The organism is Haloferax marisrubri (assembly GCF_001469875.2).
Classification (GTDB): domain Archaea; phylum Halobacteriota; class Halobacteria; order Halobacteriales; family Haloferacaceae; genus Haloferax; species Haloferax marisrubri.
In genome coordinates this window covers 210935-229973 of the sequence record NZ_LOPW02000005.1, presented here as the reverse complement: position 1 = coordinate 229973, position 19039 = coordinate 210935, and the positions used below count along the sequence as shown (strand labels likewise).

Sequence of the window (19039 nt, the reverse complement as noted above, 5' to 3'; positions counted from 1 at the left end):
GTCGGAGGGCCGCGTCGCCGGTCGCCGGTCGTCGCTTACGACTCGTCGGGCGTCCAGCCGTCGCCGACGCCGACGAGGTGGTTCACGCTCCCCGCGCCCTCGCCCACGTCGGCGGGTTCGGCGAGGGTCGCGCGAGTGAACTCGATACCGCGACGGACCGCGTCGGCGAGGTCGTCGCCGCGGGCGAGGCGGGCGGCGACGGCGCTCGAAAGCGTACAGCCCGACCCGTGAGTCGCCGTCGCGTCGATGCGCGGGTTGACGAACGTCGTCGTCTCGGTCGGCGTGACGAGTGTGTCGACCACGATGTCGCCGTCGGTGGCGACGTGGCCGCCCTTCAGGAGCACGGCGTCGGCACCCCGGTCGAAGAACCAGTCGGCCGCGTCCGAGACGGCCGCCGGGGAGTCGGGGAACACACCCGTCAGCGCCTCCGCCTCGTCGGCGTTCGGAGTCACGAGCGTCGCCTGCGCGAACAGAGCGTCGTAGGCGTCGACGGCGTCCGCGTCCAGCAGGCGGTCGCCGGAGGTGGCGACCATCACTGGGTCGAGGACGACCGGGCCGTCGTAGTCGGCGAGGCAGTCGGCGACCGTCTCGACGGCCTCGGCGGTCGCCAGCATCCCGAGTTTGACGGCGGCGATGTCGAAGTCGTCGGCGACGGCCTCGTACTGGGCGCGAATCGACTCGGCCGGGAGGACGTGCGAACCCTCGACGCCGCGGGTGTTTTGGGCCGTCGCGGCCACGATGACGGACCCGCCGTAGACGCCGAGTCGGGTCATCGTCTTCAGGTCGGCCTGGATGCCCGCGCCGCCGCCGGAGTCGCTGGAGGCGATGGTGAGCGCGTACGGCGGCGTCCGCGGGTTGGAGGCGGTCCCCGGCATCTATCGCACCTCGATGGGGTCGATTCGGTCGGCGATGTCGGGCGTCGAGGCGTCGGCGAGTCCGGCGACCGCGTCGAGGAATGCGATTTTGTAGCTGGCCGGGCCGCGGTAGTCGCCGAACGCGCCCTCGGCGGCGAGTTCGCCCGCGAGTCCGTAGGCCGCGGTGCCGGAGAGCGCCGCCGAAAGCGGGTCGTCGATGGCGGCCGCGAACACCGCGAGCGTCACGCCGAGCATACAGCCGGTACCGACGACCGCACCCATCATCGAGTGGCCGGCGTCGACCTCGAAGGTGGCCTCCTCGGTCGCGACGATGTCGGTCTCACCGGAGGCGACGACGACCGCGCCGGTCTTCCGGGCGCACTCGACGGCCGCGGCGGCGATTTCGGCGTACTCGCCGACTGACTCGACCCCGCGGACCTCGGCGTCGTCGCCGACGAGCGCGGAGATTTCGCCGTAGTTGCCGTTGAGCACGTCCACGTCGAGGTCGGTGACGAGGCGGTCCGCGACCCGGTCACGCGTGGGGGTCGCGCCGACGCCGACGGGGTCGACGACGAGGGGGACGCCGCGCTCGTTCGCGGCGCGACCGGCGGTCAGCATCGTCTCCTCGCCCGACTCGCTCACGGTCCCCATGTTGAGCAGACAGCCGTCGGCGATGCCGACCATGTCGCCGACTTCGCGCTCGTCGTCGGACATGACCGGCAGGCCGCCCCAGTAGAGCGTGATGTTCGCCACGTCGTTGACCGTCACGTCGTTCGTGACCGAGTTGATGAGCGGTTGTTCGCCCGCGACGGCGGCCAGCGCCTCGTCCAGCGCCACGTCAGGCACGCCGCCCGCGCCGTTCGCACCGTCCGAACCGCCCCGTCCACCCGCGCCGTCAGCGTCGTCTCGTCCGCTCATCGGCGGTCCCTCCCGGCGGCGACCGAGTCGGCGAGGTGGCGGGTCGCGTCGGCGGGGTCGTCAGCGGCGGTGATGGCCGAGACGACCGCGACGCCGTCGGCCCCGGCGGCGACCACGTCGGCGGCGTTGTCGGGCGTGACGCCGCCGATGCCGACGAACGGAATCGAGACGGCGTCCGCGATGGCCGACACCCGCTCGGTCCCGATTTCGGACTGCTCGGGGTCGGTGTTCTTCGTGTCCGTGGCGAACACCGCGCCGACGCCGAGGTAGTCCGCGCCGGCCTCCTCGGCGGCTCTCGCGCCCGCGACCGTCGAGACCGACCGGCCGACGATGGCGTCGTCGCCGAGTTGCTCGCGCGCGACCGAGACGGGCACGTCGTCGTCGCCGAGGTGGACCCCGTCGGCGTCGATGGCGGCCGCGATGTCCACCCGGTCGTTGACGACGAGCGGGACGCCCGCGTCGGCCGTCACGGCGCGAATCTCGCGGCCGACCTCGTAGCGGTCGCGGGCGCTCGCGTGCTTCTCGCGGAGTTGAACGACGTCGACGCCGCCGTCGACGGCGGTCTGCACCACGTCCGGCGTCGACCGTCCGCCGGAGCGGTCCGACTGCGTCACCAGATAGGTTCCCATCGAGATATTCATGAGTTGTATTCTGGAGTGATGCGGCGACGGGCAAAATAGTTCCTCCTCCCGGGGTCGTTTGGCCGGTTTCTCGGCGGCTGAGAGGCGTCGCGCGCCGTTATACTGTGAGCGAACCAACAGGTACGCGGTGAGCTGTATGAGGACGATACTCGTCGCGTACGGGAGCAAAGAGGGACAGACCGAGAAGATAGCCGGGCGCATCGCGGAGTCGCTGGCGGGTCGCGGCCACGACGCGCGGGCCGTCTCGGTCGCCGACGACGCCGCCGGTGAGGCGCTCGCCGAGGCCGACGCGGTGCTTCTCGGGTCGTCGATTCACCTTGGTGCCCACTCGAAGGCGGTGTACGGGTTCGTCCGCGAACACCGCGACGACATCGAGGCGCGGCCCAACGGCTTCTTCCAGGTGTCGCTGTCGTCGGCGCTCGACGACGAGGACGCCCGCGCCGAGGTGGCGACGTACCTCGACGAGTTCGTCGAAAAGAGCGGCTGGCATCCCCAGCGGATGGCCGCGTTCGGGGGCGCGCTCCGGTACTCGGAGTACGGCTTTCTCACCCGGATGATGATGAAGCGCATCGCCAAGGACGCGACCGGGGACACGGACGCCTCGCGGGACTACGAGTACACCGACTGGGACGAAGTCGAATCGTTCGTCGCCGACTTCGCCGAGTTCGTGGAGTCGACCGCGGGCACCGCCGCGGGAGGTGCGGCGGTCTAAACGGGCGGACCGACCCGCCCGGTGATTTCCGTGAATTTCCGCACACTCGGCATCGTCGTCGTCGCCGCGCTCGTCGTGGTCGCGGTCGCGGCCGGCGGGCTCTGGGCGTTCGGCCGACTCTCGTATCTCGACTCCTACGGGAGCCAGTACGACTACAGCGTCCGCGTCTCGGCGGACGAACCGATTTCGAACGTGACGGTCCTCGTCCCGCTGCCCGTCAGCGACGGCTCCTCGGCCGTCGGCGACGCCGTCGAGTCCCGCGAGTACCTGCTGCCGACGGGCTGGGCGTACGACGTGGTCGAGACGGAGTACGGGCCGATGCTCCGCCTCCGGGCCGACGAGATTCCCGCCGACCCGACCTACTACCGGGCGGTCGTCGAGAACGACCGACTCGTCCGCTGGGAGCCGATTCCGGCGAGCGAGTACAGTCAGAACGACTCCGACACGCTCCGCGTCGAACACGACGCTATCGACCTCAGCGCCGACGTGCGGGTGAACCAGTCCATCGACACGCTCGCGCCCGAGGGGACCGAACCCCTGTTCGAACCGCGCGAGAACGCCCGGCTCGTCCCGTGTGACTGGCCGAGCAACAGCGACGACACTCGGTGTTACGACTACGAGTCGATGGTGTTCGTGCAGTACGACGGCCCCGAGACGACGAACGTCTCCGTGAGCGTCGAACTCCGCGGCGCGAACTCGTGGTGGGTCGGCGGCTGGAACTACAACGAGTACGTCGACCACGTCGCCGTCTACGACCTCCCGGCGGACCGGCAGGGCTGGGTCGCCGCCGACGGCGAACTCCGAACCGGCGTCGGGAACTACCCCCGGAACCCGCCGCAGTAGACGGGTTCTCACTCGGGTGAGAACCCGCTCAGCCTGCGCACGACGGGACAGGCCCGTCGCAGACGACTACCGCTTCGGGCAAACGTGGCGAGTCACACACAGGTTTTTGCTATCCTGCACGATTATACATGATAATGTCAGGCGACGGCCCGCTGCGGGCGACCCGAACTGCGACCGAGACGGACGACGAGGAACGAGGCGACTTCCAGCGGTTTCAGGAGTCGCGCGACTACGACGTGGCGGACGTAGCCGAGCACGCCGACCTCGCCGCCGACCTCCGGGAAGTCGTCTCCGGCGAGGTGCGGTTCGACGAGTACGCGCAGGTGCTGTACGCCACCGACGGCTCGATTTACCGGGCGCGCCCGGCGGGCGTGGTCATCCCACGCGACGAGGACGACGTGCGCGCCGCGGTGCGGACGGCGGCCGAACACGACGTGCCCGTGCTCCCGCGCGGGGCGGGGTCGTCGCTGGCGGGACAGACCGTCGGCCCCGGGTGCGTCGTCATCGACTGCTCGAAGTACATGGACGAAATCGTCTGCGTTGACCCCGACGCGCGGCGGGCGCGAGTCCAACCCGGCGTGGTGCAAGACGACCTCGATGACCGCCTCGCGGACCACGGCCTCAAGTTCGCGCCGGACCCCGCCTCCTCGAATCGCGCGACGGTCGGCGGCGGCATCGGCAACAACTCCACGGGCGCGCACTCGGTCCGCTACGGCATCACCGACGCCTACACCGAGGAGTTACGGGTCGTCCTCGCCGACGGGTCGGTCGTCCACACCCGCGACGTGGTCGTCGGGGGCGACGAGTGGAACCGCATCGTCGGGAAGGACGACCGCGAGGCCGCCCTCTACCGGACCGTCCTCGGCCTCATCGAGGACCACGAGGGGGAAATCGAGCGGAAGTACCCGAGCCTCAAGCGGTCGGTGTCGGGCTACAACCTCCACAAGGTCGTCACCGAGACCGACGACGGCGAGGCGGTCGTCAACCTCTCCAAACTGTTCGTCGGCGCGGAGGGCACCCTCGGCGTCGTCGTCGAGGCCACCGTGTCGCTCGTGACGGTTCCCGAGGAGACGGCGCTCGTCCTCTACGCCTACGACGACCTCGTGGAGGCGATGGCCGCGGTCCCCGACGCACTCGACTTCGACGCCAGCGCGGTCGAACTCATGGACGACGAGGTGTTGCGGATGGCCGCCGAGTCGAGCGAGTACGCCCAGTACGTCGAGGAGATACCCGACGGGACGGCGGCGACGCTGATGCTGGAGTTCGACTCCGAACTGCACGACGACTTCGAGGCGGTGATTCGCGAGGCGAACGAGCACTTCCTGCGAGATGGAGACGCCGAGTCGGCGGCGGGTGACGCCAGCGACACCGCCGGCGGCGCGTTCGAAGCCATCGAGGCGTACACGCCCGAGGCGCAGGCCGACCTCTGGAAGCTCCGCAAGGCGGCGATACCGCTTCTCATGTCGCTGCCGGGCGACCCGAAGCCCTACCCGTTCATCGAGGACGCGAGCGTCCCGCCCGAGGAGTTGGCGGAGTACGTCCAGTCGTTCGAGGAAGTGCTGGAAGACCACGGCACGTCGGCCGCGTACTTCGCCCACGCCGGCGCGGGGACGCTTCACATCCGCCCCATTCTGAACCTGAAAGACGGCGCGGGCATCGAGACGATGCGCGCCATCACCGACGACGTGACCGACCTCGTGTTGGACCACCGCGGGGCCTTTTCGGGCGAGCACGGGGACGGGATGGCCCGGACCGAGTGGAACCCGAAAATGTACGGTCCCGAACTCTGGGGCGCGTTCAAGGAGTTGAAGACGGCGTTCGACCCCGAGTGGCGCATGAACCCCGGGAACGTCGTCTACCGGGACGGGCCCGACGACCTCGGGCCGGACGGCGACCGCGGCGTCGGCGCGGACATGCGCGAGAACCTCCGGTACGGCGCGGCCTACCAGTCTATCGAGCCCGCGACGACGCTCGACTTCTCGGACGAGGGCGGCTTCTCGCACCTCGTCGAACTCTGTAACGGCTGTGGTACTTGCCGGCAGAGCGGCTCTGAAACGATGTGTCCGACCTACCGCGCCTCGAAAGACGAGGCCGAGACGACCCGCGGCCGGGCCAACATGCTCCGCGCGGCCATCAGCGGCGACCTCCCGGAAGACGAGATTCACTCGGACCGCTTCCAAGAGGAGGTGCTCGGCCTCTGCGTCGGCTGTAAGGGCTGTCAGAACGACTGCCCGACCGGCGTCGACTTGGCGAAGCTCAAAGCCGAGGTGAAACACGCCCACCACGCCGAGGAAGGGGCGTCGCTCCGCGAGCGCCTGTTCGCCAACATCGACCGGCTGGCCGGCGTCGGAAGCGCCCTCGCACCCGTCTCGAACTGGGCGGCCGAGCTACCGGGCGCGCGGGCCGCGATGGAGCGGCTCGCGGGCGTCGCCTCCGACCGGTCGCTCCCGTCGTTCACCCGCGACACGCTCGAATCGTGGATGGACGCGCGACGACCCCGCGTGCCGGCGAGCGAGGCCGACCACCGCGTCCTCCTGTTTCCCGACACCTACACGAACTACGTCACGCCTGAAATCGGAAAGGCGGCGGTTCGCGTGCTGGAAGCCGCCGGCGTCCACGTCCGACTCGCGGAGGGCGTCGGACCGAGCGGCCGGGCCGCCTACTCCGGCGGCTTCCTCGACCTCGCTCGACGGCGCGCGGGTCACAACGTCGAGACGCTCCGCCCGTCGGTCGAAAACGGCTGGTCGGTCGTCTTCGTGGAGCCCTCGGACGCGGTGATGTTCCAAGACGAGTACGCCGACCTCCTGCCGGACGACTCGGTCGCGCCGGTCGCCGCGGCCGCCTACGGCGTCATGGAGTTCCTCGACACCTACCGACTGGACGAGGCCCTCCCGATTCGCGGGCGCTCGGCCGACGGCGACGGCGCGGCCGGAACCGTCGCCTCCGCGGTCGCCGACGGCGGCGCGCTCGATTCGCTCACCTACCACGGCCATTGCAACCAGAAGGCGCTGAACAAGGACCACCACGCCGTGGGCGTCCTCCGGCGGGTCGGCTACGAGGTCGACCCGCTCGATTCGAGTTGTTGCGGCATGGCCGGAAGCTTCGGCTATGAAGCAGAACACTACGACCTCTCGAAGGCCATGGGGAACATCCTGTTCGAACAGGTCGACGAGAGCCGGGGCGACGAGGTGGTCGCCCCCGGCGCGTCGTGTCGGACGCAACTCGAAGACAGGGACGACGCGGCGCGACGACCGCCGCACCCGATAGAGAAGGTCGCGCAGGCGCTGTCGGGCTGAGCGGGCTACTCGAAGCACTCGACCGGCGGCCGGAGTTCCACGGGTCGGGGTCGCGCGCCGAGTCCGGTTCACGGCGTTCCGCAATCACATCCCTTTTGCCGGTTTGCGTGGCACGTCAAGTCAGACCATGTCCGATGCACCCGATGTCGGCGAACTCACCCCGCCGAATCGCACGCTGATGGGCCCCGGCCCGAGCGACGTCCACCCGCGCGTCCTCCGCGCGATGTCCACGCCGCTCGTCGGCCACCTCGACCCGTCGTTTATCGACATCATGAACGAGGTGCAGGAGCTCATGCGGTACACGTTCCGCACCGACAACAAGTGGACGATTCCGGTCTCGGGGACCGGGTCGGCGTCGATGGAGGCCGCCATCGGCAACCTCGTCGAACCGGGTGACACGATGCTCGTCCCGACGAACGGCTACTTCGGCGGGCGCATGGAGTCGATGGCCGAGCGCGCCGGCGGCGAGGTCGTCCACGTGGACGCGCCGTGGGGCGAGCCGCTCGACCCCGCGGACGTACAGGACGCCTTCGACGAGCACCAGCCGGACGTGTTCGGGTTCGTCCACGCCGAGACCTCGACCGGTGTGAAACAGCCGGGCGTCCCCGAACTGACGAGCATCGCCCACGACCACGACGCGCTCGTCGTCGCCGACACCGTCACCTCGCTCGGCGGGGTCGAACTCGAAGTCGACGACTGGGGCATCGACGTGGCCTACTCCGGCCCGCAGAAGTGCCTGTCGTGCCCGCCGGGCGCGAGTCCGCTGACGCTCAACGACCGCGCGATGGACAAGGTGCTCTCGCGGGAGGAGCCGCCCCGCTCGTGGTACCTCGACCTGTCGCTGCTGGAGGGTTACTGGGGCGACGACCGCTCGTACCACCACACCGCGCCCATCACCAACGTCTACGCCATCCGCGAGGCGCTCCGACTGGTCGCCGAGGAGGGCATCGAGGAGCGGTGGGCGCGCCACCGCCGGGTCGCGGGCGCGCTGAAAGCCGGCGTCGAGGCGATGGGCCTCGGTCTCAATCCCGAAGACGAGTACTGGCTGCCGAGCCTCAACGCGGTGCTCGTCCCCGACGGCGTGGACGCCGGCGCGGCCATCGACTACGTCCTCGAACACTACGACCTCGAAATCGCCGGCGGCCTCGGCGCGCTCGCGGGCGACATCTTCCGCGTCGGCTGTATGGGCCACTCGGCGCGGCCGGAGAACGTCTCGTTCCTCCTGACCGCCCTCGGCGAGGCGCTCGAAGCGCAGGGCGCGGACGTGGACCCCGAAGCCGGGTTCGCCGCCATGCGCGAGCAGTTGGGTCAGTAGCGACCCCTAACCGACGACAATTCGACGCGAACCGCGGCGAAACTCGGCGAAACCGACGCAAAACGCCCGCCACGGAGTCCCGTATTCATGAGCATCGCCCCGCGAGTGACGACCGGAGCGACTCACCATGAACCGACGCAAACTCACCCTCATCGGCGTCGCGCTCGCGGCCCTCGTCGCGACCGCGGGCGTCGCCGCCGCCGCACCGAGCGACAACGCACGCGAATCGTCTCCCGCGTCCGAGGCCGACCAGCGTGGACCGCCGGGTGAACTCCCCGACCCGGTCCCAGACTTCGTCTCGGACATCCACGACCTCGTTAGCGACTTCCTGAGCGGGGCCCTCGACGGGTCGCTTGGGGACACGCTAAGCGACCGAGCCAACGACTTTTCGGGTGCGTAACTAAGTGCGACCCGTCGGTAGCCGACAACTGCGCTAAACGACACCCGTCCAAACCGAATTTCCATTTCATATGAGACGCACACTCCTCGTCGCCGCGACAGTTCTGGTCCTCCTCACGGCCGGCATCTCGGCCGCGTTCGTGACCGGAGTCGGACCGTTCTCGGACGACTCCGCCGCCGAGTCCGACGAAGCGTTCCCCACGCAGACGACCGCGCCGCCCGACGACGACGGCGGTGACAGCGGCGGGAGCGACAGCAGCGACAGCGGTAGCAGCGACAGCGACAGCGGAGACAGCAGCGACGACGGCGACGCGACCGAGAGCGAATCGGTGCCGCCGTTCGGCGTCGTCGTCGACAACATCGAAAAGTGCGGCCAGACGTGCCGCGACGTGACGAGCACGATAACCAACCAGCAGGACGCCGACAGTTCCGGCGTCACCGTCTACAGTCGCATCTTCGTCGGCAACAGCACCGACCCGGACGACGAGGTCTGGCGCGGGTCCCAAGCGGTCGGCGACCTCGCGGCCGGCGAGTCGTACACGACGACGAAGCGCGTCAAACTGTCGTACACCGAGGCGTTCGCGGTCCGGCAGGCCGGCGGCTGGATTACGGTCCAGACGACCATCGAGACCGACGACCGAACGCTGACGTACACGGAACAGCGCGACGTGGCGTAGGTCGCGCGAGGCCGCGGCGCGGGACGCGAGCGCCGTCCCACCGCTTCCGCAACGACTTTTCGCGCCGGCCGCAAAGCCGGGGTATGAACATCGAGGTTCGCGAACTGGCCGACCTCGGCACCGACGCCCGCCGCGCCTTCTTCGAGCGGGACGCCGGGGTCGAGGAGGTCCGCTCCGACGTGCGCGACATCGTCGAGCGCGTCCGCCGAGAGGGCGACGTGGCGGTCCGTGAGTTCTCAAAGGAATTCGACGGCGTCCAGGTCGGCAACATCGACGTGACCGACGCCGCCGAGCGCGCCTACGACGAAATCGACGACGACGTGCGCGAGGCCATCGAGGCCGCCGCGGCGAACGTCCGCGAGTTCCACGAAACGCAGGTCCCCGAGGACTGGCGCGAGGAGTTCGGCGACGCCGGCACCCGCGAACTCGGGCGTCGCTACCGCCCGCTCGACCGGGTCGGCGTCTACGCCCCCGGCGGCACCGCCGCCTACCCGTCGAGCGTCCTGATGGGCGTCATCCCCGCGAAGGTCGCGGGCGTCGAACACGTCGCGGTCGCCACGCCACCCGCCGAGCCGATGAACCCCGTCACGCTCGCCGCGATGCACGTCGCGGGCGCGGACGCGGTGTACTCGGTCGGCGGCGCGCAGGGCATCGCCGCGCTCGCCTACGGCACGGAGACGGTGAAGGCCGTCCAGAAGGTCGTCGGACCGGGCAACAAGTGGGTCACCGCGGCGAAGGCCGAGGTCCGCGGCGACGTGGACATCGACTTCCTCGCCGGCCCCTCCGAGGTGCTCGTCGTCGCCGACGAGACCGCCGAGGCGCGGTTCGTCGCCGCCGACCTCGTCGCGCAGGCCGAACACGACCCGAACGCGTCGGTCGTCGCCGTCACCGACGACGCCGACCTCGCCGCGGAAGTCGTCGCGGAGGTCGAACGACAGGCGGGCGAGCGCGAGCGGACGGAGACTATCGAAGCCGCGCTCGAAAGCGACGCGTCGGGCGTCCTCCTCGCGCGGTCGATGTCCGAGGCGGTGCTGTTCGCCGAGGAGTACGCCGCCGAGCACCTGACCATTCAGGCCGACGACGACGAGGCGCTGTTGGACCGCATCGACTCCGCGGGGAGCGTCTTCCTCGGCCCGTACACGCCCGTCGCGGCCGGCGACTACGCCTCCGGGACGAACCACGTCCTCCCGACCGGCGGGGGCGCGAAGCGACAGGGCGGCCTCTCCGTAGACCACTTCGTCCGCTCGACGACGGTCCAGCGCCTCGACCGCGAGGGGCTGTCGGAGCTTTCGGAGACGATTACGACGCTCGCCGAGGCCGAGGGGCTCGACGCCCACGCCCAGAGCGTCCGCGAGCGGTTCGAAGAATAGGGCGAAGTGACCGATTCGAGCCGTTTCTGTCCGCGTTCCCCCCGGTAGTCGCACCCTACCGAGGCGGCTCGCAGAGTTCCGCCTGCGCCACAGTTAACCGTTCCCACAGTATAGTGGGGCGTATGAGCACGGAATCCGCGAGTGGCGGCGGCGATGTGGCAGTCACGGTCACGCCCGCGGCCGCGGACGAAGCCGTCTCCCTCCTCGAAGGAGAGTCGATGGACACCGACGTGGCCGGACTCCGGCTGTTCGTCCAGCAGGGCGGTTGCGCCGGTCTGTCCTACGGGATGCGCTTCGACAACGAACCGGAAGACGACGACACGGTCGTCGAACAGCACGGCCTCCGCGTGTTCGTCGACCCCGCGAGCATGAACTACATCGGCGGTTCGACCCTCGACTTCGAGGGCGGCCTGCAGGGCGCTGGCTTCCACGTCAACAACCCGAACGCCGAGAGCAGTTGCGGGTGCGGCGAGTCGTTCCGGACGTAGGGACCAATTTCTTAAGCCACCCGCGCGCGAATCGGTGGCATGGCCGAACTCCAGACCCAGACCGTATCGAGCGGCAAGACCGTCTTCGTCGCCACCGACGAGCCCGAACGCGGCTCGAAGGGACCGTTCTACGTGGTGTACTCGACCGAGGACGCCGAGAACCGATGGGGCTACCTCTGCGGGAACTGCGACTCGTTCGACACCGCGATGGACACGATGGCCCGCATCGAGTGCAACAACTGCGGGAACGTCCGAAAACCCGAAGAGTGGGACGCCGCTCACGAGTAGTCGGACGTCTCGGCGCGACCGTTCGTCAATTATTGGTATGGTATAGCGTGACAATCTTTATCAGGAGTGCGGGTGTACGTAGACGTGCATGGCCCAGGCTTCGATGCCTCCTGTTCAGGAGGCTCGGTCGATATTCGGCCGGCTCGGATACTCCGTCTCGGGGGACGGACCCGATATGCTGGCCGAACGCAAGTGGCGTACGGTCCACGTGACCGCACTGAGTTCGCGCGAAGCGACCGAATGCCGTCCGGTGCTCGCAGACGGCGGAACCGAGACACCGTATCGGTTCCGCTGCTTCGTGACGTGGGACGACCACATCAGCGCGCTCCGAGAGCGGCTTCGCGGTATCGACCTTCCATACGAGTGGGCAATCATCGGCGTGTCGAACGGTGGTGGGAACGACTACGAAGTCGTTCACGGCACGAACACGTAATCGAAACGGGGCGTCTTCGCCCAAACGTTTTCTCAGCCCGTCGCTAACGGACGAGCATGTCGCAGGCCGCACAGACGGAGCTGGCGCGATTCGTCCGGAGCAGACGGCTCAACGCGGCGCTCGCGTGGCTGTTCGTCGGATTCCTCGTCGCCGTCGCGGTCGGGAGCGTCGTCACCGGCGGCGACCTCGTCTGGGGCGGGTTCGCCGCCGTCGTCGCCGCGGTCACCGTCGTCCCGGCGGTCGCCTTCCGCGAACCGCGAGCGATGCTGCCGTGGGAGGTCGTCGCGCTCGCGTCGCTCCCGCTCGTCGCCCGCGTCCTCGTTCGGGGGCAGACCATCGGCGGCGTGACGTTCACCGGGCGCGTCTCGACGTACCTCGCGGTGGCCGCCATCGCGCTCATCGTCGCCGTCGAACTCGACGTGTTCACGCCGGTTCGGATGAACCACTCCTTCGCCGTCTTCTTCGTCGTCATCGCCACGATGGCCGCCGCGGGCGTCTGGGCGGTCGTCCAGTGGCTCTCTGACCTCTACCTCGGGACGCGCCTGCTGTTGAACGGCCGGCCCGAGCACGTCGTCGAGGCGGGGCTGATGTGGGACTTCGTCGCCGCCACCGTCGCCGGACTCGTCGCCGGGTTGCTGTTCGAGTACTACTTCCGCCGCCGGGCCGACTCGCGCGAGCGGCTCCCCGAGGAGGTGGCGGAGATAGCCGAGGTGTCGGAGGCGGAAGGGCCGGACGGCCACCCCGCGCCGGAGGGAGGTGACTCGCCGTGAAGATTCGCTCGCTCCTCCGCATCGACGCGCGACGCCAACGCCAGCTCTCGCGGGCGATGCAGGTGGTCCTCGTCGGTCTCGTCTTCATCGGTCTCGACCGCGGGAACCTCGGCATCGTCGTCAACGCGCTCGTCGGCCTCGGCGTGACCTACCTCCCGGCGATACTCGAACGCGACTACCGCATCCCGATGGACGCCGGGCTGACGCTCTGGATATCCTCCGCGGCGTTCCTCCACGCGGTCGGCACGGTCGGTTTCCCCGGGTCGGAGACGAGTTTCTACGCGGGCGTCTGGTGGTGGGACCACCTCACGCACGCCCTGTCGTCGTCGGTCGTCGCGGCCGCCGGCTACGCGACCGTCCGCGCGGTCGACGAGCACACGGCGGACATCTACCTGCCGCCGCGGTTCATGTTCGTCTTCATCCTGCTTTTCGTCCTCGCGTTCGGCGTCTTCTGGGAGGTCATCGAGTTCGCCATCTCCGGGGTCGCCTCGCTCGCCGGCACCGCGTCGGTGCTGACGCAGTACGGCCTCGACGACACGCTCCTCGACCTCGTGTTCGACGCCGTCGGCGGGGTCATCGTCGCCATCTGGGGGACCGCCCACCTCTCCGACGTGGTCGGCGCGTTACAGAAACGGCTCGAAGGGACAACTCGCTGACAGCACCTGGCTGACGGCCAGCGCACCCGAATCCCCCGACGACGGGCGAATCCTGGCGAGTCCCGATATACATTTGTGCACGGACTGAGACGTTCACACAGATGTCGAGTTGGATGGGTGACGGGGACGAAGACGACGGCGAGGACGCCGCCGACGCGTTCGAGACTGTCGGCCGTCGTCGCCAGATACTGCAGGCGCTCTCGTCGGACCCGCTCTCGAAGGCCGAACTGGTCCGCACGCTCTCTGTCTCTCGGTCCACCGTCGACCGCGGCGTCGAGCGTCTCGTCCGCCTCGGACTCGTCGAGCGGTCGAACGGCGGGTTCGTCGCCACGAGCGCGGGCCGCGTCGCGCTGGAGACCCACGACGAGGCGCTCCGAGCCATGGCGAACGTGCTCGACGCGGTGCCGATACTCGACCGCCTTCCAAAGTCGGTCAGCCCGCCGCCCTCGCTGTTCCGCGACGCGGTCGTCTGCACCGGCAACCTCTCGGAGATGGAACACCGGGCCCCGCTCGATTTCGATATCAGCGAGGTGACGAGCCTCACCGGGTTCAACGGCCCGTTCCTGTTCAGTATCTGGCCCACAGCGCGCGAGCAACTCGCGCGACTCGGCGACAGCGCCACGCTCGTCCTCTCGGCGGAGTCCCTCGACTGGCTCTCGAAGCGCTACCCCGACGACCTCGACGCCATGGTCGACACCGGCGTCCGCGTGTCCGCCGTCGAGGACGAACCGGGGTTCGGCGTCGTGGTCATGGACCGACCGACGACCGCCTCGGTCACGGTCGTCGTCTACGACCACATGGGCGGCCCGGAGGCGCTGGTCGTGAGCTACGAACCGTCGGCCGTGGCGTGGGGTCGGAGGCTCGTCGCGGCGCGCGCCGAGACCGCCCGTCCGTACCGTCCCGACGAGTGAGTCCCGCGACGACGCGCCGCGGGTCGCTCCGTCCGTCCCGTCCACCTCGTTTTCCCCGCCCGCCCCGCCGGCGAGTCGGGGACGATTATTTGTGATAGTAAGACGAAGGGTCCGACGAGATGGTGTTCAAGAAAATCACCCTCGTCGGTCGGAGTGCAGAGAGTTTCGACGCCGCCGTCGACGACGCGATTAACCGCGCGGAGGAGACGCTCGCGGGCGTCCATTGGGTCGAAGTAAAGGAACTCGGCGTCGAACTCGCGTCGGTCGAGACACGAGAGTACCAAGCCGAGGTCGAAGTCGCGTTCGAACTCGAAGGCAAAGACGGCGAGTAGAGGCGTAGCTCGCCCGCGTCGAGGCGATGACGGCCGCACCGGTTCCGCACCGTCTCGCCCGCCCGCGGGCCGTCCCGACGGCTTCTTATCCGCCCGCGCCGCCACATTCGAGAAGCGAATGCCTCGGCTCCTCCACTACTCCGACATCGAGAACGTCTTCGACGACTCCGAGCGCGCCGGCCGCCTCGCGGGCTGTGTCCGCGCCCTCGACGGCGACGACACCCTCGTGGTCGGCACCGGCGACAACACCGCGCCGGGCGTCCTCTCGCTGGTCGAGCGCGGCGGGCAAGCGCTCGACTTCTACGACGCCGTGGGCGCCGACCTCGAAACGTTCGGCAACCACGACTTCGACTACGGGCCGAGCCGGACCCGCGAACTCGTCGCAGCGAGCCGACCGACGTGGGTCACGAGCAACGTCCGCGGCGAGGACGGCGGCCGGTTCGCCGCCGCCGAGGGGAGCGTCCCACGGACGACCCGCGAAGTGGACGGGCTAACGCTCGGCTTCTTCGGCGTCACCGACCCCGCGACCGGCACCATCAATCCCGAGGCGACCGACCTCGACTTCTCGGACCCCTACCCGGCCGCGTCGGCCGCGGCCGACGCGCTCAGAGCCGATGGCGCGGACCTCGTCGTCGCGCTCTCGCACCTCGGAAGCGGCGACGACGAACTGGTCGCCCGGTGCGACGTGGACCTCGTCCTCGGCGGCCACGTCCACGCCGAGCGCGACGACGTGGTCGACGGCGTGCCAATCGTCCGCCCCGGCGCGAACGGCCACGTCGTCTGGGAGGTCCGCGTCGCCGCCGACCGAATCGAGACGGTCCGCCACCGGACCGCCGAGTACCGACCCGACGCGGAACTCGTCGCGGCGCTGGAGGGCCGGGTCGACGCCGCCGGCCTCGACGAGGTGCTCTGTCGAATCGACCGCCCGATGGACCGCGCCGAGGAGACCGTCGCGGCCGGCGAGTGCCGCGTCGGCAACGCCATCGCCGACGCCTACCGCTGGGCGACCGGCGCGGACGTGGGGCTCCAGAACAGCGGCGGCATCCGCTCCGGCCCGCCCGTCGGCCCCGACGTGACCCACGCCGACCTCGTGAGCCTCGTCCCCTTCGAGGAGCACCTCGTCGTCGCCGAGGTGACCGGCACGGAGCTACTGGCGGCGTTCGGGGCCGCTCGCGGAGCCGAGATGGGCTTCGGGGAACCGGACTGGTGGCACGCCCACGTCAGCGGCGCGCGCATCGTCTGGGACGACGACCGCGACGAGGTCATCGAGGCGTTCGTCGGCGGCGAACCAATCGACCCGGAGGCGCGCTACACCGTCGCCACGAGCGACTACCTGCTCCACAGCACGCAGGAGTTCCCGGCCATCACGCAGGCTCACCGCGTCGGCGAGTTCGAGATTCAACACGACGCGCTGGCGCGCTACGCCCGCGAGGTCGGGTTCGACGCCGCGGTCGAGGGCCGCATCGAGCGTCGGTCGGCCACCCGCGCCGACGACTGAGCGCGGACAGGGACCGAGACGGGGGGCGGCCGCCGGCGAACTCGTCCGAGAGGGAAAGGTTCACGCACGCCCGGCGAGTGGCTTCGGAGTATGACACGGGTCGTGGTCCCGGTTCGGTACCCCCTCTCGAAGCACTCCCGGGCGACGCTCGAAGAGGCCGTGCGCGTCGCGAGAGAGCGCGACGCCGAGTTGACGGTCCTCCACGTCGACCTCTACCAGTCGAACCGCGGCGTGACGCGGACCGAACTCAAGCGGGCGGTCGAAGCCGAGTTCGGGCCGCTCGTCCGCGCGCGCTACGTCGTCCGCCGGGGCTTCCTCGTCGAGGAGACGATTCTCGAAGAGGTCGCCGCCGAGGAGGCCGACATCGTCGTCATCGGGTCGAAACAGGCGAGCCGCTGGCGGCGGATGCTCCGCCGGTTCCTCGACGACCCCGACATCGACGTGTTCCTCCGCGAAAAGCTCGACTGCACGGTCATCACCGTCCGCGCGGACGACTGAGCCGGCGGCTCTCGGGTTCAGATTCGGATTCGGATTCGATTTCCCGTTTTCCCGGTTTCGATGCGGTTCCCAGTTCCGACTGTGTTCGCCGTTCTCCGGTCAGTCGTCGCCGTCGGCGGCGTCCGTCGAATTCGGGACGTCGGTCGCGTCGGTCGCGTCGCCCGAGTCAGCCGGGGGTTCGGGACCCTCGCCGTCGGAGACCGGGTGGGTGGGCGTTCCCGGGGCCGGCGACACGGTGGCGTGACGCCGGTTCGCGGCCTCGTCGCCGGTGACGTGGAGGCTCCCGCTGGTCTCGTCGAAGACGAGGTGCGTGTGCGGGTAGGCGAACTCGACGGTGGCCTCGGACTCCTCGACGAGGGTCCAGAGCTTCGTCTGAACCTCCGACTGGATGCGGCCGATTTTGTACGGTTTCAGCGCCCAGTAGCGGAGCCGCAGGAGGACGCCGTTGTCGGCGTAGGAGTTGATGTAGGCGGTCGGTTTCGCCGGGTAGCGGGCGCTTCCGATGCGGATGTCCGGCCCGCCTTCGACCACCGCGTCGCAGTCGCGGGCGGCGCGCTCGACGAGGTCGCGGGCGGCGTCGATGTCGGACTCGTAGGTGACGAGCACGTCGAGCGACAGGCGGGTCCGCTCGTCTTCCGCGGAGTAGTTGATGACGTCGCGGTCGCGGATGTTTGAGTTCGACATCACGAGAAAGGTGTTGTCGAGGGTGAATATCTTCGTGTAGCTCAGGGTTATCTCGTCGATGAAGCCCTTCGTGCCGTCGTCGAGTTCGATCATGTCGCCGATTTCGAACGGCTGGTCCGAGAGGACGAACACCCCGTTGATGATGCTCCCGACGATGGGCGCGAGGACGATACCGAGCACCGCCGAGAACACCGTCACCGAGAGGACGATGTCGCCGAGTTCGAGGCCGAGGACGTTCGCCCCGACGCCGACGCCGACGAGGACGATGGCGAGACGAACGATTCGAAGGACGGTCTGGGCGACGCTCTGACGGCGGAACTGCCGGGCGACCGGCCGACCGAGCAGCCGGACAGCGTACTTCGACAGCGCGACCGACAGGGCGACGATGACGAGGGCGACGGCGATGCGCCACCCCGGAAACAGGAGGTACTCCGGCACGAACGCCGGCGGTTCGATCGCCGTCGACTGGAGCGGGGCGACCGCGACGCGGCCCCCTGCACTCACCGCCCCGCCGACCGCGGCCAACGCACCGGAAACCCCCTCGACTCCGTGCATGGAAACCGCAACGGAGAGCGGCGAAAAAAGGGTTGTTACTCCGGGGGGTTCGGTCGCGGTGAACGGCTAAGTGTCGGGCTGTCGCAGTATCTGCATGGTCAACGCGACGAGCGCCCGCCCCGACTTCCGCATCACCCACGAGACGCCGCCCAGCAGAGCGCTCCTCTGCGGCTTTTCATCGTTCGGGCTCGCCGGACTGACGGCCGTCGACTTCATCGTCGACCACCTCGACCTCGAACAGACCGGCCACCTCACCGTCGAGGGGCTTCCGGCGGTGACGCCCTTCGAGAACGGTCGCCCCCGACACCACACTCGCCTGTTCTCCCGCGAGGACCTCGACGTGACCGTGCTCGTCGGTGAACTGTTCGTCCCGGCGGTCCACGGCACCCAGTTCGGCAACGCCATCCTCGAATGGACCGAGCGCAATCAGGTCGAGGAACTCGCCGTCCTCTCGGGGATTCCGATGGCCCACGGCCCGGACGAACACCGCGTGTTCTACATCGCCACCGACGACTACCGCGAGGCGCGACTCGCCGACAGCGACATCCCACCGATGGGGCGGGGCTTCTTCGACGGTACCAACGCGGCGCTCGTCGAGCGCGGCATCGGGTCGCCCCTCGGCGTCGGCGTCTACGTCACGCCCGTCCACGCGCAGGTCCCCGACGTGGAGGCGGCCATCCGCCTCGTCGACGCCGCCAACGACGTGTACGACCTCGGCGTCGACTCCTCGCCGCTGGAGTCGTTCGCGGCCGAGGTCCAGCAGTACTACGCCGAACTCGCCGAGCGCCTCCGCGACAGCGAGGCGGACCTTCCCGAGGACCGAATGTACATGTGAGCGCCGACCCGGCCGCCGTCCCGCGACGTTCGCCGGTCTCCCTGCTACCGTTTGTGCCACTTGTTT

General features: G+C 69.4%; 21 protein-coding genes. 17 read left to right on the top strand and 4 right to left on the bottom strand.

Annotated features, from left to right (window positions below; all coding sequences use genetic code 11):
- Positions 1 to 35 precede the first annotated feature (35 nt).
- From thiD to thiE, 3 genes are read right to left on the bottom strand one after another with little or no spacing between them, the layout of a single operon-like run.
- Complete coding sequence (gene thiD, locus AUR65_RS05645; protein WP_058569080.1) at positions 36 to 875, bottom strand: bifunctional hydroxymethylpyrimidine kinase/phosphomethylpyrimidine kinase; 840 nt, start codon at positions 873 to 875, stop codon at positions 36 to 38.
- The gene (gene thiM / locus AUR65_RS05640) at positions 876 to 1772 is read right to left on the bottom strand and encodes a hydroxyethylthiazole kinase (RefSeq protein ID WP_199180564.1); all 897 of its coding nucleotides are present in this window, start codon (positions 1770 to 1772) and stop codon (positions 876 to 878) included. It lies immediately after the preceding gene.
- Positions 1769 to 2401: a thiamine phosphate synthase gene (gene thiE, locus AUR65_RS05635; RefSeq protein WP_199180563.1), complete on the bottom strand. Its 633-nt coding sequence runs from the start codon at positions 2399 to 2401 to the stop codon at positions 1769 to 1771. The genes thiM and thiE overlap by 4 nt, the downstream gene beginning before the upstream one ends.
- A 148-nt stretch (positions 2402 to 2549) precedes the next feature.
- Here thiE and AUR65_RS05630 point away from each other — a divergent pair, with 148 nt between their 5' ends.
- The 16 genes from AUR65_RS05630 (at position 2550) to AUR65_RS05555 (ending at position 16899) form a co-directional block, all read left to right on the top strand.
- Entirely contained in the window at positions 2550 to 3125 is a 576-nt protein-coding gene (locus AUR65_RS05630; protein WP_058569078.1) for a flavodoxin domain-containing protein, read from the top strand.
- A 30-nt stretch (positions 3126 to 3155) separates the two neighbouring features.
- Positions 3156 to 3968 carry a hypothetical protein gene (locus AUR65_RS05625; protein ID WP_103429253.1) on the top strand — a complete coding sequence of 271 codons (813 nt, stop codon included), beginning with the start codon at positions 3156 to 3158 and terminating at the stop codon, positions 3966 to 3968.
- Positions 3969 to 4102: 134 nt separating this feature from the next.
- Complete coding sequence (locus AUR65_RS05620; protein WP_058569076.1) at positions 4103 to 7264, top strand: FAD-binding and (Fe-S)-binding domain-containing protein; 3162 nt, start codon at positions 4103 to 4105, stop codon at positions 7262 to 7264.
- Positions 7265 to 7442: 178 nt separating this feature from the next.
- Positions 7443 to 8579 carry a pyridoxal-phosphate-dependent aminotransferase family protein gene (locus AUR65_RS05615; protein ID WP_172795827.1) on the top strand — a complete coding sequence of 379 codons (1137 nt, stop codon included), beginning with the start codon at positions 7443 to 7445 and terminating at the stop codon, positions 8577 to 8579.
- 127 nt (positions 8580 to 8706) lie between these two features.
- Positions 8707 to 8979: a hypothetical protein gene (locus tag AUR65_RS05610; RefSeq protein ID WP_058569074.1), complete on the top strand. Its 273-nt coding sequence runs from the start codon at positions 8707 to 8709 to the stop codon at positions 8977 to 8979.
- Between the two features lie 70 nt (positions 8980 to 9049).
- Positions 9050 to 9655, top strand: coding sequence for a hypothetical protein (locus AUR65_RS05605; protein WP_058569073.1), 606 nt, complete (start codon positions 9050 to 9052; stop codon positions 9653 to 9655).
- An 89-nt stretch (positions 9656 to 9744) separates the two neighbouring features.
- Positions 9745 to 11025, top strand: a complete 1281-nt coding sequence (gene hisD / locus AUR65_RS05600; RefSeq protein WP_394337335.1) for a histidinol dehydrogenase — start codon at positions 9745 to 9747, stop codon at positions 11023 to 11025.
- A 122-nt stretch (positions 11026 to 11147) separates the two neighbouring features.
- Positions 11148 to 11513, top strand: coding sequence for a HesB/IscA family protein (locus tag AUR65_RS05595; protein ID WP_004062279.1), 366 nt, complete (start codon positions 11148 to 11150; stop codon positions 11511 to 11513).
- A 39-nt stretch (positions 11514 to 11552) separates the two neighbouring features.
- The gene (locus AUR65_RS05590; protein ID WP_004042840.1) at positions 11553 to 11801 is read left to right on the top strand and encodes a DUF5816 domain-containing protein; all 249 of its coding nucleotides are present in this window, start codon (positions 11553 to 11555) and stop codon (positions 11799 to 11801) included.
- A gap of 88 nt (positions 11802 to 11889) precedes the next feature.
- Positions 11890 to 12234, top strand: coding sequence for a DUF7116 family protein (locus AUR65_RS05585; RefSeq protein ID WP_013035460.1), 345 nt, complete (start codon positions 11890 to 11892; stop codon positions 12232 to 12234).
- Positions 12235 to 12290: 56 nt separating this feature from the next.
- Positions 12291 to 13004 carry a hypothetical protein gene (locus AUR65_RS05580; RefSeq protein ID WP_058569071.1) on the top strand — a complete coding sequence of 238 codons (714 nt, stop codon included), beginning with the start codon at positions 12291 to 12293 and terminating at the stop codon, positions 13002 to 13004.
- A complete protein-coding gene (locus tag AUR65_RS05575) occupies positions 13001 to 13660 on the top strand; it encodes a hypothetical protein (RefSeq protein ID WP_058569070.1) in 660 nt (219 codons plus the stop codon). The genes AUR65_RS05580 and AUR65_RS05575 overlap by 4 nt, the downstream gene beginning before the upstream one ends.
- A 101-nt stretch (positions 13661 to 13761) precedes the next feature.
- A complete protein-coding gene (locus AUR65_RS05570) occupies positions 13762 to 14571 on the top strand; it encodes a helix-turn-helix transcriptional regulator (RefSeq protein WP_058569069.1) in 810 nt (269 codons plus the stop codon).
- Between the two features lie 119 nt (positions 14572 to 14690).
- Positions 14691 to 14903: a dodecin gene (locus AUR65_RS05565; protein WP_004969446.1), complete on the top strand. Its 213-nt coding sequence runs from the start codon at positions 14691 to 14693 to the stop codon at positions 14901 to 14903.
- Positions 14904 to 15021: 118 nt separating this feature from the next.
- Positions 15022 to 16401 carry a bifunctional metallophosphatase/5'-nucleotidase gene (locus AUR65_RS05560; protein WP_058569068.1) on the top strand — a complete coding sequence of 460 codons (1380 nt, stop codon included), beginning with the start codon at positions 15022 to 15024 and terminating at the stop codon, positions 16399 to 16401.
- Positions 16402 to 16491: 90 nt separating this feature from the next.
- Positions 16492 to 16899 carry a universal stress protein gene (locus tag AUR65_RS05555; protein ID WP_004974696.1) on the top strand — a complete coding sequence of 136 codons (408 nt, stop codon included), beginning with the start codon at positions 16492 to 16494 and terminating at the stop codon, positions 16897 to 16899.
- Positions 16900 to 16998: 99 nt separating this feature from the next.
- On the opposite strand, the gene AUR65_RS05550 is transcribed toward AUR65_RS05555, so the two are convergent.
- On the bottom strand, positions 16999 to 18138 hold the full coding sequence (locus tag AUR65_RS05550; protein WP_058569067.1) for a mechanosensitive ion channel family protein: 1140 nt from the start codon (positions 18136 to 18138) through the stop codon (positions 16999 to 17001).
- Between the two features lie 94 nt (positions 18139 to 18232).
- On the opposite strand from AUR65_RS05550, the gene AUR65_RS05545 reads away from it, so the two are divergent.
- Positions 18233 to 18973: a proteasome assembly chaperone family protein gene (locus AUR65_RS05545; RefSeq protein ID WP_058569066.1), complete on the top strand. Its 741-nt coding sequence runs from the start codon at positions 18233 to 18235 to the stop codon at positions 18971 to 18973.
- Positions 18974 to 19039 lie beyond the last annotated feature (66 nt).

Excerpts from the sequence above, each read along its gene's own strand:
- AUR65_RS05580 (WP_058569071.1), top strand. The coding sequence starts at position 12,291 with ATGTCGCAGGCCGCACAGACGGAGCTGGCGCGATTCGTCCGGAGCAGA.
- thiD (WP_058569080.1), bottom strand. The coding sequence starts at position 875 with ATGCCGGGGACCGCCTCCAACCCGCGGACGCCGCCGTACGCGCTCACC.
- AUR65_RS05560 (WP_058569068.1), top strand. The coding sequence starts at position 15,022 with ATGCCTCGGCTCCTCCACTACTCCGACATCGAGAACGTCTTCGACGAC.
- AUR65_RS05615 (WP_172795827.1), top strand. The coding sequence starts at position 7,443 with ATGGGCCCCGGCCCGAGCGACGTCCACCCGCGCGTCCTCCGCGCGATG.
- AUR65_RS05550 (WP_058569067.1), bottom strand. The coding sequence starts at position 18,138 with ATGCACGGAGTCGAGGGGGTTTCCGGTGCGTTGGCCGCGGTCGGCGGG.
- AUR65_RS05570 (WP_058569069.1), top strand. The coding sequence starts at position 13,762 with ATGTCGAGTTGGATGGGTGACGGGGACGAAGACGACGGCGAGGACGCC.
- AUR65_RS05620 (WP_058569076.1), top strand. The coding sequence starts at position 4,103 with ATGTCAGGCGACGGCCCGCTGCGGGCGACCCGAACTGCGACCGAGACG.
- thiE (WP_199180563.1), bottom strand. The coding sequence starts at position 2,401 with ATGGGAACCTATCTGGTGACGCAGTCGGACCGCTCCGGCGGACGGTCG.
- AUR65_RS05565 (WP_004969446.1), top strand. The coding sequence starts at position 14,691 with ATGGTGTTCAAGAAAATCACCCTCGTCGGTCGGAGTGCAGAGAGTTTC.
- AUR65_RS05545 (WP_058569066.1), top strand. The coding sequence starts at position 18,233 with ATGGTCAACGCGACGAGCGCCCGCCCCGACTTCCGCATCACCCACGAG.
- AUR65_RS05585 (WP_013035460.1), top strand. The coding sequence starts at position 11,890 with ATGGCCCAGGCTTCGATGCCTCCTGTTCAGGAGGCTCGGTCGATATTC.
- AUR65_RS05605 (WP_058569073.1), top strand. The coding sequence starts at position 9,050 with ATGAGACGCACACTCCTCGTCGCCGCGACAGTTCTGGTCCTCCTCACG.
- AUR65_RS05555 (WP_004974696.1), top strand. The coding sequence starts at position 16,492 with ATGACACGGGTCGTGGTCCCGGTTCGGTACCCCCTCTCGAAGCACTCC.
- AUR65_RS05595 (WP_004062279.1), top strand. The coding sequence starts at position 11,148 with ATGAGCACGGAATCCGCGAGTGGCGGCGGCGATGTGGCAGTCACGGTC.
- AUR65_RS05630 (WP_058569078.1), top strand. The coding sequence starts at position 2,550 with ATGAGGACGATACTCGTCGCGTACGGGAGCAAAGAGGGACAGACCGAG.
- AUR65_RS05610 (WP_058569074.1), top strand. The coding sequence starts at position 8,707 with ATGAACCGACGCAAACTCACCCTCATCGGCGTCGCGCTCGCGGCCCTC.
- AUR65_RS05590 (WP_004042840.1), top strand. The coding sequence starts at position 11,553 with ATGGCCGAACTCCAGACCCAGACCGTATCGAGCGGCAAGACCGTCTTC.
- thiM (WP_199180564.1), bottom strand. The coding sequence starts at position 1,772 with ATGAGCGGACGAGACGACGCTGACGGCGCGGGTGGACGGGGCGGTTCG.